General features: G+C 66.0%; 13 protein-coding genes. 9 read left to right on the forward strand and 4 right to left on the reverse strand.

Going from position 1 to position 13,189, the window contains the following annotated elements:
• The first annotated feature begins 43 nt into the window (after positions 1 to 43).
• Entirely contained in the window at positions 44 to 1,183 is a 1,140-nt protein-coding gene (locus tag ACZ5IQ_RS28555) for an acyl-CoA dehydrogenase family protein (RefSeq protein ID WP_464480574.1), read from the forward strand.
• A 12-nt stretch (positions 1,184 to 1,195) separates the two neighbouring features.
• On the opposite strand, the gene ACZ5IQ_RS28560 is transcribed toward ACZ5IQ_RS28555, so the two are convergent.
• Both ACZ5IQ_RS28560 and ACZ5IQ_RS28565 read right to left on the reverse strand, forming a co-directional pair.
• Positions 1,196 to 2,188 (reverse strand): alpha/beta fold hydrolase, encoded by a 993-nt coding sequence (locus ACZ5IQ_RS28560; RefSeq protein ID WP_464481515.1) that lies wholly within the window; start codon positions 2,186 to 2,188, stop codon positions 1,196 to 1,198.
• A gap of 114 nt (positions 2,189 to 2,302) precedes the next feature.
• Positions 2,303 to 3,067, reverse strand: a complete 765-nt coding sequence (locus ACZ5IQ_RS28565; RefSeq protein WP_073693803.1) for an SDR family NAD(P)-dependent oxidoreductase — start codon at positions 3,065 to 3,067, stop codon at positions 2,303 to 2,305.
• Positions 3,068 to 3,092: 25 nt separating this feature from the next.
• On the opposite strand from ACZ5IQ_RS28565, the gene ACZ5IQ_RS28570 reads away from it, so the two are divergent.
• The gene (locus tag ACZ5IQ_RS28570) at positions 3,093 to 3,695 is read left to right on the forward strand and encodes a TetR/AcrR family transcriptional regulator (protein ID WP_073693802.1); all 603 of its coding nucleotides are present in this window, start codon (positions 3,093 to 3,095) and stop codon (positions 3,693 to 3,695) included.
• On the opposite strand, the gene ACZ5IQ_RS28575 is transcribed toward ACZ5IQ_RS28570, so the two are convergent.
• Positions 3,696 to 4,187 carry a nuclear transport factor 2 family protein gene (locus ACZ5IQ_RS28575; RefSeq protein WP_464480575.1) on the reverse strand — a complete coding sequence of 164 codons (492 nt, stop codon included), beginning with the start codon at positions 4,185 to 4,187 and terminating at the stop codon, positions 3,696 to 3,698.
• Between the two features lie 168 nt (positions 4,188 to 4,355).
• On the opposite strand from ACZ5IQ_RS28575, the gene ACZ5IQ_RS28580 reads away from it, so the two are divergent.
• Together ACZ5IQ_RS28580 and ACZ5IQ_RS28585 are read left to right on the forward strand one after the other, a co-directional pair.
• Positions 4,356 to 4,571, forward strand: coding sequence for a three-helix bundle dimerization domain-containing protein (locus ACZ5IQ_RS28580; RefSeq protein WP_464480576.1), 216 nt, complete (start codon positions 4,356 to 4,358; stop codon positions 4,569 to 4,571).
• A gap of 324 nt (positions 4,572 to 4,895) precedes the next feature.
• A complete protein-coding gene (locus ACZ5IQ_RS28585; protein ID WP_406803416.1) occupies positions 4,896 to 5,324 on the forward strand; it encodes a hypothetical protein in 429 nt (142 codons plus the stop codon).
• A gap of 170 nt (positions 5,325 to 5,494) precedes the next feature.
• Here ACZ5IQ_RS28585 and ACZ5IQ_RS28590 read toward each other — a convergent pair whose 3' ends face one another.
• The gene (locus ACZ5IQ_RS28590; RefSeq protein WP_464480577.1) at positions 5,495 to 6,292 is read right to left on the reverse strand and encodes a L,D-transpeptidase; all 798 of its coding nucleotides are present in this window, start codon (positions 6,290 to 6,292) and stop codon (positions 5,495 to 5,497) included.
• A 220-nt stretch (positions 6,293 to 6,512) separates the two neighbouring features.
• Here ACZ5IQ_RS28590 and ACZ5IQ_RS28595 point away from each other — a divergent pair, with 220 nt between their 5' ends.
• The 5 genes from ACZ5IQ_RS28595 (at position 6,513) to ACZ5IQ_RS28615 (ending at position 13,128) form a co-directional block, all read left to right on the forward strand.
• Positions 6,513 to 7,994, forward strand: coding sequence for an APC family permease (locus ACZ5IQ_RS28595; RefSeq protein WP_464480578.1), 1,482 nt, complete (start codon positions 6,513 to 6,515; stop codon positions 7,992 to 7,994).
• Entirely contained in the window at positions 7,991 to 9,361 is a 1,371-nt protein-coding gene (locus ACZ5IQ_RS28600; protein WP_464480579.1) for an FAD-binding oxidoreductase, read from the forward strand. Before ACZ5IQ_RS28595 ends, ACZ5IQ_RS28600 begins: the two co-directional genes overlap by 4 nt.
• Positions 9,362 to 9,595: 234 nt before the next feature.
• Positions 9,596 to 11,044, forward strand: a complete 1,449-nt coding sequence (locus tag ACZ5IQ_RS28605) for a WS/DGAT/MGAT family O-acyltransferase (RefSeq protein ID WP_174557611.1) — start codon at positions 9,596 to 9,598, stop codon at positions 11,042 to 11,044.
• A 75-nt stretch (positions 11,045 to 11,119) separates the two neighbouring features.
• A complete protein-coding gene (locus ACZ5IQ_RS28610) occupies positions 11,120 to 11,893 on the forward strand; it encodes a glucose 1-dehydrogenase (protein ID WP_406801702.1) in 774 nt (257 codons plus the stop codon).
• Between the two features lie 146 nt (positions 11,894 to 12,039).
• Positions 12,040 to 13,128: an alpha/beta hydrolase gene (locus ACZ5IQ_RS28615; RefSeq protein ID WP_464480580.1), complete on the forward strand. Its 1,089-nt coding sequence runs from the start codon at positions 12,040 to 12,042 to the stop codon at positions 13,126 to 13,128.
• The last annotated feature ends 61 nt before the right edge of the window (positions 13,129 to 13,189 follow it).

Consider the following 13,189-nt stretch of genomic DNA (forward strand, 5'->3'; position numbering starts at 1 on the left):
GTGAAGTAATTCAGTACTGTCCGACGTATTAGTGGAGTCCCCGGTGCCCGTTGATCGCCTCTTGCCCAATGACGAAGCCCACGCGCTGATCGAACTCACCCGCGACATCGCCGACAAGGTGCTGGACCCCATCGTCGACCAGCACGAGAAGGACGAGACGTACCCCGACGGGGTGTTCCCAACCCTGGGCGAGGCCGGGCTGCTGAGCCTGCCGTACCCCGAGGAGTGGGGCGGCGGCGGCCAACCCTATGAGGTCTACCTCCAGGTACTCGAAGAACTCGCCGCCCGCTGGGCTTCGGTCGCCATCGCGGTCAGCGTGCACAGCCTGTCGTGCCATCCGCTGATGACGTTCGGTACCGACGAGCAGCGGCAGCGCTGGCTGCCTGAGATGTTGAGCGGCAACCTGATCGGTGCCTACAGCCTGTCCGAGCCCCAGGCGGGTTCCGATGCTGCGGCGCTCGCCTGCAAGGCCGTCGCCGCCGATGACGGCTACCGCATCACCGGCTCGAAAGCCTGGATCACCCACGGCGGACTCGCCGACTTCTACACTCTGTTCGCCCGTACCGGCGAAGGCTCCCAAGGCATCTCATGCTTCCTGGTGCCCTCCGACACCCCCGGCCTGTCCTTCGGCCGGCCCGAGGATAAGATGGGCCTGCACGCGGTGCCCACCACCTCGGCGCACTACGACGACGCGTTCCTGCCCACCGAGCGCCGGATCGGCGCCGACGGCCAGGGCCTGCCCATCGCATTCAGCGCGCTCGACGCCGGCCGACTCGGTGTCGCCGCGGTGGCTGTCGGCCTGGCGCAGTCCGCACTCGATCAGGCGGTGGCCTACGCCCAGGAGCGAACGGCGTTCGGCCGCAAGATCATCGACCACCAGGGGCTCGGGTTCCTGCTCGCCGACATGGCCGCCGCGGTCGACTCCGCGCGTGCCACCTACCTGGATGCCGCCCGCCGCCGCGATGCCGGGCTGCCCTACTCACGCAACGCCTCCGTGGCCAAACTGGTCGCCACCGACGCGGCCATGAAGGTCACCACCGACGCCGTCCAGGTCTTCGGTGGCGCCGGCTACACCCGCGACTACCGGGTTGAACGCTTCATGCGCGAGGCCAAGATCATGCAGATCTTCGAGGGCACCAACCAGATTCAGCGGCTGGTGATCAGCCGGAGCTTGGCCAAGTAGCCGCTGGCCGGACTACATCCGGCTGACGTCGATGATGGCGTTCGCGAATTGCGCGGGCGCCTCCTGAGGCACGTTGTGGCCGATGCCGTCGAGAACCCGGTGTTCATATGCCGCGGTGTACATCGAGCGGTATCCGGCACCGTCCTTCGCCGCACCGTCGAAGTCACTGCCGATGGTGATGGTGGGGACGCGGATCGGCGGCCTGGCCTGCAGGTGTTGTTCGTCTGCGTCGTAACGGCTTTCACCCTCCGCGAGGCTCAGGCGCCACCGGTAGTTGTGGATCACGATGGCGACATGGTCGGGGTTGTCGAACGCGGCGGCACTCAGCCCGTAGGTCGCATCGGTGAAGTGCCAGAGCGGCGACGCCTTCTCCCAGATCAGCCGGTTGAACTCCTTGGTGTTCTTCCGATAGCCGAGTTCACCGCGCGGCGTCGCAAAGTAGTACTGGTACCACCAGCCCAACTCGGCATTCGGCTCCAACGGCTGGAGGTTGGCAGCGCGATTGACCAGGATGTACCCGCTGACCGCCACCAGACCCGCCACCCGCTGCGGCCACAGTGCCGCAACGGCATTCGCCGTGCGCCCGCCCCAGTCGAAACCACCGAGGATCGCCCGCTGGATGTTGAGGGCGTCCATGAAAGCGATGACGTCCGCGGCCAGCGCCGCCTGCTGACCGTTCCGGATCGTCGTGGCGGCCAGGAAACGGGTTGATCCGAAGCCCCGGAGATACGGCACGATCACCCGGAATCCCTGGTCGGCCAGGAGCGCGGAAACATCTGCGTAGCTGTGGATGTCGTACGGCCAGCCGTGCAGCAGGATCACCGGTTTGCCGTCCGCCGGCCCGGCCTCGACGTAGCCGACGTCGAGGTCGCCGGCCCGAATCTGCTTCACCGCGTTCAGGTTGTGCTCGGGCGCGGGCGGCGGCGTCGGCTTCTGCGGAGCAGACGGCTCTGACGACGATCCGCACGCCGCCAACGACGCCGCGCCGACTGCCGCGGTCGCCATCAAGCCGAACTGCCTTCTGCTCACACCGGTCACGGCACCATCTCACCCGCTCTCACACATCATGTCCAATAACAGATGGCGATAGGCAACATCTCCTTTGGAGATGGCATCGGTTCAGACCGCCGCCCAGCCGCCGTCCACGCTGAGGATGGCACCGTGGATGTTGGCCGCGTCATCACTGACCAGGAACGCGACAGCTGCGGCGACTTCCGCCGGCGTACTCATCCGCCGTGACGGTAACCGGTCCAGTACCGGTTTGATGTGTTCTTCGAACTCCTGTTGACGCTCGGTCGCGATCGGTCCGGGAGCCACTGCGTTGACCCGAACCCCGAACGGGCCGTACTCATCAGCCCAGGACGCCGTGAGCGAGTGGATGGCCGCCTTGTTGGAGTTGTAGATCGCCGAGCCGCTCGCCCCTCGCAGTCCGGTGATCGATCCGATGTTCACCACGGCGCCGCCACCACCACGCACCATCTCGGGGGCGATCACCCCCGTGAGCAGGAACGGGGCAAAGACGTTGACCTCGAACGCTTCTCGCAGCACCGACGGGGAGACCTCACCGGTCGGGGTCGGCATCAGCAGCGTGGCGGCGTTGTTCACCAGGATGTCGAGCCGTCCGCCCACCGCCTCCGTGGCTTGTTCGGCGAGGGCACGGATCGCACCGTCGCCACCCGCCAGGTCTGCTGCGACGAACGACGCCTCGGCACCAGAAGCGCGGATCGCGGTCACCAGCGCGGTGCCGCGCTCCGCATTCCGTCCGCTGACCACAACATGGGCTCCGTCGTCGGCCAGCCTGCGTGCGATGGCCATCCCCAGACCTCCGGTTGAACCTGTGACAAGTGCTGTGCGGCCGGACAATCGCGTATCTTTTGGACTCATGAGTCCACATGATTCGTCGGAAAAAATGGACCTGCAAGTCCAGAAACTGACGGCCAAGGGACGAGCCACCCGCGCCCGCATCATCGATGGTGCCGCAGCCGAGATCCGGGACCGCGGTGTCGCGATGACCACCATCGAAGACGTGATGGCGCGGACCCAAACCTCGAAAAGCCAGATTTTCCACTACTTCCCCCGCGGCAAAGAGCAGTTGCTGCTCGCCGTCGCCACCCTCGAATCACAGCGGGTCCTCGACGACCAGCAGCCCCACCTCAGCTCGCTCACTTCATGGGCCGCCTGGCAGCGCTGGCGGGATGTCGTGGTCGAGCGCTACCGGCGACAGGGGCAGAACTGCCCGATCGCGGTGTTGATGTCCGAGATCGGCCGCACCAGCACGGGCGCACAGGCCGTCACCACCGAACTGATCGACTCGTGGCGGGGTGCCATCGCCGCCGGCATCGTGGCAATGCAGCAGCAGGACAAGATCGCCCCGACCGTCGACCCCACGCGCGCGGCAGCCGCACTGCTGGCCGGCATCCAGGGCGGCGTCGGGATCATGCTGGCCACCGGCGACCTGACTTATCTCGAGGCCGCCCTCGACGAGAGCATCCGTGCGCTGCGAAACCGGTGACTACTGCAACGGGATGTCATGTCCCCGACCACGTTCCGACTCGGGCCGCACGCCGAACCACCGGCGCTCCGACTCGGTGATCTGCAGATCGTTGATGCTGGCTTCCCGCCGACGCATGAGCCCGTTGTCGTCGAACTCCCACAGTTCGTTGCCGTAGCTGCGCCACCACTGCCCACCGTGGTCGTGCCATTCGTATTGGAAGCGGACCGCCATGCGGTTCCCCCGGAAGCCCCACAGGCTCTTGCGGAGCACGTAGTCGAGTTCGCGTTCCCACTTGGCCGTCAGGAACTCCACGATCTCGGCGCGTCCCGTCACGAAGGTGTCGCGGTTCCGCCACACGGAGTCCGGGGTGTAGGCCAGTGCGACCCGTTCGGGGTCGCGGGTGTTCCACGCGTCCTCGGCCGCCTGCACCTTTACCAGGGCCGTCTCTTCGTCGAACGGCGGGAACGGTGGTCGGGACTCCGGGGTGCCGGACATGGGCGAGCCTCTCATCAGGTGGGTGTGCGGCCGAGCGGGACTGCGCAGCCCGCCGCATTTGACAACCGTAGGAGCAGCAGCGGCATTTCCGGCGGCTCACACGGCAGCCTCAATTGTTAGTTCGCCTACACGTCACACCATCTGCGTTGACAGCTGTCAACGCACCCGAGAAGGATCGACGGCATGTCCGCCAAGTCCGAAGCGCAGGTGTTCACCGAAATCGAGAGCCGTTTGACGGCCAAGTTTGCGGACCTGCCCCCGGCGCGCGTGACGACTGTCGTAGAAGGCGCGCGCGAACAGTTCGCCGGCAGCACCATTCGGGACTTCGTCCCGCTGCTCGTGGAACGTCGCGCCGACGAGGAGCTTTCCAGGCTGTTGGCCGGCGACGCCACCCACTAGCCCCGTTTGCTCGGCACGTAACTGAGTTTGCTAGCGTCACAACGGGTTCCAGCACCACCCGATTGCCTTTCGAGACCTCTCTGTGAGCACTTCGAGGCTATTGAAACGGTGCGGTCACGGTCGCGGCTCAGTCCCATGTCGAGCGCGCATCCGATTGAAAACATGTCTGGACCCAGCCTCTCGCCGTGCCCTACGGTTCAGCTGCGCAAATTTTCGGCGCAGTAATTTAAGGGCACGTTCAAGGAGACGCCGGTGATGATCAGCTTTGGTCGAATCGCTGTGAAATTAGTTGCCAGCGCCGGTGTGTGCGCGACTGCCGTGGCCGTGAGCCCGACCGCAGCCGCCGTCCCACTCAAGACTGGCGGATACGCGTGCGACGCGGGCGCCACCGCGGGAGCGCCGGCAGCAGGGGCACCTGCCGCTGCCGCCGCGGCTGCGGCCGCGCCATGCGCAGCGCCCGCCGTGGAGTCTTCGGGCATCGTCGGGCCCCTGGCCGCCGCTCCGGTGGTCCCGGCTGCAGTGCCGCCGGTTCCCGCGGTCGTCCCGCCGGTGCCGGCAGCGGTGCCGCCGATCGTGCCTCCCATCCCCGCGGGCCTGCCGCTGGGCGCCCCCATCCCGATCGCCGCGGCCCCGGCTGCCATCCCGATGGACATGGGTGGGATCGCGGACGGCAAGGAAGCCCGGACGCTGCGTCCCGTCGATGCCGGCGGCCCGACCCCCAACCTGCCGACCCAGCCGGGCCCGCAGAACTAGATCAACAAGCCGCACAACCGCTTTCACCGAAGCACCCGAGCCCCCGCGGCTCGGGTGCTTCGTGCATTGAGGTCGTTGACGCTGTACTGAGGGCGCACTTGTGCGAGTAGCGAGCACCCCACCCGCAGGATCGACGCGGCACAACACTACGAATTACGTTGCAGCGCAGGCTATGGCTCGACGATGACCGGGTCGCCGACGTTGACGGTGTTGAAGTACCACTCGGCTCCCGCGGGCGCCAAACCGATACACCCGTGGCTGACGTTCTCGAAGCCCATCGACTCGACGGCCCACGGCGCCGAATGCACGAACAGTCCGCGTCGGCTGATCCGTACCGCGAACTCGACCTCCGTCATGTACCCGTCCGGATGATCGACGGGAATGCCAACGCTGCTCGAATCCATGAGCACATTGCGGTCTTTCGCCAACACGGTGTATTTGCCGAGCGGCGTCTCATACTCCGGCCGACCCATGGTCGCGAGCAGCACACCCGACTCACCCAGGTGCGGAAGATGATGCGGCGCAGGCATATCCGGTGAAGTCTGGCCGTCGATCGTCACCGTGAAGGTGTGATCGGCGACGTGAGCGGTCCCGATCACCGCGGGTCCCGTGGTGAACGCCATCGGCTGGCCGGCGACTGTCAGCTTGATGGTGCTGTGCGCAGGCCAGAAACCATCCGGAACCCATTGCACCACTTTGCTATCCAGCCATTCGAACTTGCCTGACATGGCGGGCGAAGAGGTCACGTCCAGGGCCAGCTCAGCGGCAGCCCGGTTGGTGATCGGCTGTTTGAACGTCACCACGACCGGATGCGCGACGCCGACCGGAATGCCCTGCGTCGGCTGCGTCGACTCGATGATCGAACCCAACGGCAGCCGGATGCCCGCCGTCTCGATACCGAGCGCGCCGCCAGTGGTGGTCGTGGCGACCACGACCACGGCAAGGACTCCGTGCACAAACACCCGCATTTATCCGACCCCTTTGTCGCTGGCCGCGTGGTTGAACACCGTCATGGTATGGGCCGCGGAACGCCGAAATCCGTACGGCGCGTCAATATTTCGGTCAAAGATTCGTCACGGATTGGCCACCCAACATCACGGCGGCGATCAACATCTGCAATCTCCCGACATCTTCCATTGACGTGCGCGACAATTATGGCCACGGGGGCGAAGGAGGGCTGGTCGGGCCATGACAACAGACCGCGCAGAAGTCCGGACCGCCGCAGACGACGAGTGCGTCGACTGCGGCTACACGCCGGAACTGAAACGCACCCTCAGCGGCTTTCAGGTCTTCGCGGTCTCCTTCGCCTTCATATCGGTGGCAGTGGGGATATTCGGGACCTATGACGACCTCCTCAAGACCGCGGGCCCCGTCGGCATCTGGCTCTGGGTCGTGGCCGCCGCCGGGCAGACTCTCGTTGCCCTGGTGGTCGCTCAGTTCGCGTCCCGCATCGCGCTCAGCGGCTCGTCGTATCAATGGGCGTCGCGCTTGGCCAGCCCGAAGGTCGGGTGGCTCTTCGGCTGGCTGACGTTCTGGTATCTCGCGATAGCGGTGGTCGCGATGGACAACGCCCTGGCCAGTCAAGCGCTCATGCCGCTGTTGGGCATGTCCGACGACGAAGACACCGCGCGACTGATCACCGTGGCGGTCTTGATCATCCAGGCCGTCCTGGTCATCGCCTCGACGCGCCTGCTCGGCCTGATCACCTCCAGCGCGGTCGGCCTCGAACTCGGCATCGTGGTTCTTCTGGTGCTGGCACTCGGCGTCGTCATGCTGGTCACCGGTGACGGCAATGTCGACAACCTCACCAGCCGAGGGATCGCCGCAGACAGCCCCGATTATTTCGCCGTCGGAGGTGGGTTGATGGCCGGCATGATCATGGGCCTGACCACACTCGTCGGTTTCGACTCCGCCGCGAACCTGGCGGAGGAAGCCAAAGATCCGTTCCGCAGTGTCCCGCGCGCCATCGTGGCGTCGGTCGTAGCGGCGGGCGTGATGGGCCTGGTCTTCTTGATCGCCCTGACGGCCGCGATCAAGAACGTCACCGCTGTAAGCCGGAGCGGCTCGCCCGTCGCCCTGATCATTCGCGACCAACTCGGCTCGATCACCGAGCGAATCCTCCTGGCCGGCATCGCCTTTGCGATGTTCGGCGCCGGCATGGTGGTGCTGGCAGCGTGCTCGCGGCAGGTGTTCGCCATGGCACGTGATGCCCGCTTCCCCGCCCATGCCCTGATGCGACAGGTCAATCCACGCACCCAGACGCCGGTGCCCGCCACCATTCTGATCCTGATCGTCGGGGTTGTGCTGATGGCGACCTTGCGTGGGTCCGCGCTCATCCAGCTCATCATCGCGTCGACCATCCTGCCGGCGCTGATCTATGGAGCCATCGTCGTGCTGTACCTCGCCGTCCGGAAACGCCTGGAGCACAAGGAAGGTGGGTTCGGACTGGGCCGCTTCGAACTTCCCGTCGCGGGCATCGCACTGGTCTGGGTGGCTTTCGCACTCTTCGTTCTCGTGACGCCCGACTCGGCGCGGGTACCCGGCTTCATCGTGCTCGGCCTCATCGCCGTCGGCGTCGCATACTTCGTCAAGATGCTCGTCTTCAATCGTGAGGTACTCGACACCGAACCGGGTATCGACGAGTTCGCCGCAACACCGGCAGACCGATGATCCCGCTGTCGTCCCGGCCCGGGACCCTCACCGGAAAGGTGGTGTGCCCGGACGACGCCGAATACTCCGCGTCCTGCGCCGGATTCAACCTCCTTTACACCAACCGGCCCGCAGCCATCGTGTTCGCCAAGGAAACAACGGATGTCGTCAACGCGCTGGCCTGGGCGCGGGAACACGGCTTGCCGGTGCGGGCCCGGAGCGGACGCCACTGCCTGGAAGGCTGGTCCACGGTCGACGACGGACTGGTCATCGATGTCAGTGAGATGAAGTCAGCGGCAATCGACGCCGATTCACGAACCGCGACGGTCGGCGCAGGCCTGAACCAATCCGAGACGGTGGCGGCACTGGGCCGGGCGGGCTTCGCGGCGCCGACCGGAACCGAGGGCTCCGTCGGCCTGGTCGGCGCGACACTCGGAGGCGGCTTCGGGCTACTGACCCGGGCTTTCGGCATGGCCTGCGACAACCTTGTCGCGGCCGAGATCGTCGTCGCCTCCGAAGACGGCGTCGACGTCATCATCGCCGACGAAACACACCACCCGGACCTACTCTGGGCGCTCCGCGGCGCCGGGAACGGCAACTTCGGTGTCGTCACTTCGATGACGTACTCGATTCATGCACTGGCACAAGTCATTTACGTGGTTGCGCGGTGGCCAGGACTCGATGACCTACCCGGGGTGTTCGAGGCGTGGCAGCAGTGCGCGCCGTTCCTGGATCACCGCCTCACCAGTCAGCTCGAGATCCGTCGCGACGAGATTTCGATGGTCAGCGTTCTGGCCTCCGGTTCGGAAGCCGAAGCGCTGGAGATGCTGGCACCGATTCTGGCCACAGGAACGCCGCGAGTCGAAGCAACCGACGCGGCGTGGCCCGACATCTTCGCGAGCTTTCAGATACCGCTGCATGATGAGCCCGCGAACTGGAAGTTCCTCTCACAGTTCATGACTGACCCGTTCCCACCCGATGCGGTGCAACTCGTCGGCGCCTACATGTCGAATGCACCTACGGCCGCATGCAACTACTTCACCAACGCGCTGCTCGGCGCCGCCGCGACCGAGCCACGCGGCGGCGCGGCGTACGCCCATCGCGACGCGCTGTTCTACGCCGAACCGGGTGCCGGCTGGGGCATCCGCGGCGGCACCCCCGCGCCGAACGACCCGCTGACCGAGACCTGCCTGCGGTGGATCGCCGAGTTCGGTGAAGCGTTGCGCCCCTTCATGACTGGTGCCTACACCAACGTCCCCAACGCCGGCATGCCCGACTGGGAGCACGCGTATTGGGGAATGAATGTCGACCGACTGCGCGCCGTCAAAGCCAAATACGACCCCGAGAATATATTCCAGTTCGAACAGAGCATTTCACCATCGCCATAGTTCGGCGTACCGGAGGAAAACCTGAATTGGGCACCGTTTTACGCCTTCTCGACAATTGCAGGAAAAGTGCAACAGCTTACTCAGTTCACCTAGTAGCCGTGGACCGAATACGGGAGAACCGCAGCTAGACGACGAATTTCAATCTCGCTGACTGGGAAGTAGCAATTGTAAAACGCGTAACCGTGGATACGTTATTGCCGCCACAATTCGGTGGTCGACGAGGGGAGTACCGCGGTGAAGCGCTTGTCCGGCATGGATGCCATGTTCTTGTCCATGGAGGGCACCGAATGGCCTCAGCACACGCTGGGGTTGATGATTCTGGACCCCAGCGACGCACCGGGATTCGACTTCGAACACCTGCGGGATCACCTGGATCGCCGCCTGCCCTACCTGCCGTCGTTCCGCCGCCGCATCCAAGAGGTCCCGCTGGGACTGGACCGGCCGGTGTGGGTCGACGATCCGGCGTTCAAGCTCGATTACCACATTCACCGGGCGGCGCTGCCCGCTCCCGGTGGCGCGAAAGAACTCGCCGACGTCGTCGGTGAAATCCTGGCCCGTCAGCTCAACCGCAACCAGCCGCTGTGGGAGAGCTGGTTCGTCGAGGGCCTCGAAGGCGGCCGTGTCGCCTACATCGCCAAGACCCACCACTCCATCGTCGACGGCGTCTCCGGCGCCGGCCTGTCATCTGTGCTGTGCGACGTGACTCCCGATGCCACGAAACCGATCGTCGATCTGCCGAACGAGGATGAGCAGAACCGTCATTCGAGCCTCGAGCTGTTCGCCAAGGGCGCTCTCAGCGCCGCGAGCACGCCGCCGAAGGTCGTGCAGTACCTGGGCCAGACGGTCCGCAACGCCGTGACCACCATCAGCCACCTCCGTCGCGACGATCCGCCGCCGCGCCCGATGAGCGCCCCGAAGACCAGCTTCAACGGCGCACTCAGCTCGCACCGCAGCTTCGCCTACACGTCGCTGCCGATGGCAGAGGTCAAGCACGTCAAGAACGCGCTCGGCGTCAAGCTGAACGACGTGATCCTGAGCGTCGTGGCCGGCGCGCTGCGCACCTACCTGACCAAGCGCGACGCGCTGCCGGAGGCCCCGGTCCTGGCCACCGTGCCGATGTCCACCCGCAACGCGGGCGACGAGACCCCCGGCAACCACGTGCACACCATGATCGCGTCCATGTGCACCGATGTGGAGAATCCGGTCGAGCGGCTGTCGGCCATCCACAACGGCATGAACAGCGCGAAGGCGCTGGCCGAGGACCTGCAGGCCGGCCAGTCCATCGGCCTGACCGACTTCGCGCCGCCGGTGCTGCTGAACCTGGTGTTCAAGGGCTTCCGCGCCGCCAAGCTGGAGGACAAGCTACCGCTGGCGAGCAACCTCATCGTCTCGAACGTCCCCGGCCCGCCGATCCAGCTGTACATGGCCGGCGCCAAGATCGAGCACATCGTGCCGGTCGGCCCGCTGACCGTCGGTATGGGTATCAACGTCACGGTGTTCAGCTACGGCGGCAACGTGGATGTCGGTATCCAGGCCGACCCTGACCTGGTCGAAGACCCGTGGGAGATCCTCGATGGCGCCCGGGCGGAGCTCGACACGCTCCTTGCCGCTGCCGGCTGGGTGGAGCCGGCCCCGGAGTCCGCAGTCCCACCGGGTGGGAGTTCCGCCGTCAGCGCCGACTAGATGTGATTGCCTTCACACGCGGGCGGACCGCCACAGCGGTCCATGCCCAGAGGACGTCGAAAGGAAGTTGCTGAGATGGCAGATTCGGATAGCTTGTCGGACGTGGTGGCGATCGTCACCGGTGGCTCACGCGGGCTCGGCGCGTCGATGGCGCGCCACATCGTGGCCGGTGGCGGCAAGGTCGTCATCGCTGACGTCCTCGACGACGAGGGCAAGCAGCTGGCCGACGAGCTCGGGGATGCAGCGCGGTACGCACACCTCGACGTCACCGATCGCGCGCAGTGGGACGCGGCCGTCGCGCTGACCGTCGCCGAGTTCGGCAAGATCACCGGTCTGGTGAACAACGCCGGGATCTCCACCGGCCAGTTCATCGAGCACGAGCCGCTGGATCACTTCCGCACCGTGCTCGACGTCAACCTGGTCGGCGTCTTCAACGGCATCCAGGCCGTCATCGCGCCGATGCGTGCCGCCGGCGGCGGTTCCATCGTCAACATCTCGTCGGCCGCCGGCCTGATGGGCCTGGCCCTGACCGCCGGCTACGGTGCCTCGAAGTGGGCGGTGCGCGGCCTGAGCAAGATCGCGGCCGTCGAACTGGGCACCGACCGCATCCGGGTCAACTCCGTGCACCCCGGCATGACCTACACGCCGATGACGGCGCAGGCCGGCATCCAGCAGGGCGAGGGCAACTACCCCAACACCCCGATGGGGCGCGTCGGCGAGGCAGACGAGATCGCCGGTGCCGTGACTTACCTGCTGTCCCGCGCCGCCTCGTACGTCACCGGCGCCGAGATCGCCGTCGACGGCGGCTGGACCACCGGCCCCACCGTCAAGTACGTGATGGGTCAATAACTGAACAGGCGACGAGCCAATCGTCCGTCAGCTCAGCATGTTTGAGCTGAACGCGGGTGCGTGCCGATGGCCATCGGCACGCACCCGCGGACGGGACGACTTCAAGCAAGGAGACAATGGTGTCTGCCCCACTGAGGAACGATGAGTTGCCAGAGCCACCCATGGTGAGCCGTCCGGAATGCATGGACGTCAGCGAGCGCATGGCCGTGGCCCCGCACATCGCGATTGACGAAGCGGTGCTCGCTGTCATGCGTCTGCGCCAGCCGAAGCTGCCCGCAGAGGCCGCACCTGAGCGGCTCGCCGCCGACCTGGACAAGGCCGCGGCCCTGTTCAAGCGGCGCGGCTGGATCTCCAAACCGTCCAAGTACCACCGCACTCCGCCGAAGTTGAACGACGCCGACGTCCTGCACTGGAGCACCCACAACGGACCGCTCCGCCACGAGTCGATGTCCTTCGCGTCGGAGTTCGACGCGCGGTCGTTCGAGCTGGGCGCGGGCCGGTGGCCCGGTAATGACCGCAACGACACCGTCACCGTCCGGCTGCTGCGCCGCCCCGACTCCCCCGCCCCGTGGGTCGTCATCCTGCACGGCTTCGGGATGGGCTCGTCGCGCTTCGACCTGAACGTGCTCTGGGCCAACTACTTGCATCACAAGCTCGGATACAATGTCGCACTTCCCATTTCGCCGCTGCATGGCCCCCGGCGCGAGTCCGCTGACGGACAGCTGCTGTCACTGGATCTCACCTCGATGCTGCATGGCATCACGCAAGCCGTGTGGGACGTCCGCCGGCTGGTGAGCTGGATCCGCAGCACGACCGATGCCCCGGTGGGTCTCTACGGCGTCTCGCTCGGTGGCTACCTGTCCACCGTGCTGGCCGGTCTGGAACGGTTCGACGCGGTGGCCGCGGCGCTGCCGTTCGCCGATCCGCTGGCGCTGCTGACCCACCACGGTCCACCCGAGGAATACCGCGACGTCATCGCGTCGGACGACGCCCGGACCGTCTTCCAGGTCGTGTCCCCGTTGGCGCTGCCGACGGTCGTCGCACCACGGGACCGGACCTTGTTCATCGCCAAGGCGGACCGGCTGATTCCGGTCGAACAGTCTGAGGCCCTTGCCAATTCGTGGCACGCCGAGCACGTGGACTGGGTCAGCGCCGGACATGTCGGCTTCACGTGGACCCGCGCTTCGCGCGGTGTACTGGGCCGCAGGTTCCGCGAGTCTCTCGGCACCGCGTAACCCGGTATCCCAGTCAGCGGCATCGCGCTGCGTGGCGGTTGACGGAGTGACGATCATTTAG

This window comes from Mycobacterium toneyamaense, from assembly GCF_055384815.1.

Bases quoted from the DNA above. Each gene is read 5' to 3' on its own strand.
- ACZ5IQ_RS28575 (WP_464480575.1), bottom strand. From the start codon at position 4,187: ATGAGAGGCTCGCCCATGTCCGGCACCCCGGAGTCCCGACCACCGTTC.
- ACZ5IQ_RS28600 (WP_464480579.1), top strand. From the start codon at position 7,991: ATGATCCCGCTGTCGTCCCGGCCCGGGACCCTCACCGGAAAGGTGGTG.
- ACZ5IQ_RS28590 (WP_464480577.1), bottom strand. From the start codon at position 6,292: ATGCGGGTGTTTGTGCACGGAGTCCTTGCCGTGGTCGTGGTCGCCACG.
- ACZ5IQ_RS28560 (WP_464481515.1), bottom strand. From the start codon at position 2,188: ATGGCGACCGCGGCAGTCGGCGCGGCGTCGTTGGCGGCGTGCGGATCG.
- ACZ5IQ_RS28580 (WP_464480576.1), top strand. From the start codon at position 4,356: ATGTCCGCCAAGTCCGAAGCGCAGGTGTTCACCGAAATCGAGAGCCGT.
- ACZ5IQ_RS28570 (WP_073693802.1), top strand. From the start codon at position 3,093: ATGGACCTGCAAGTCCAGAAACTGACGGCCAAGGGACGAGCCACCCGC.
- ACZ5IQ_RS28595 (WP_464480578.1), top strand. From the start codon at position 6,513: ATGACAACAGACCGCGCAGAAGTCCGGACCGCCGCAGACGACGAGTGC.
- ACZ5IQ_RS28610 (WP_406801702.1), top strand. From the start codon at position 11,120: ATGGCAGATTCGGATAGCTTGTCGGACGTGGTGGCGATCGTCACCGGT.
- ACZ5IQ_RS28565 (WP_073693803.1), bottom strand. From the start codon at position 3,067: ATGAGTCCAAAAGATACGCGATTGTCCGGCCGCACAGCACTTGTCACA.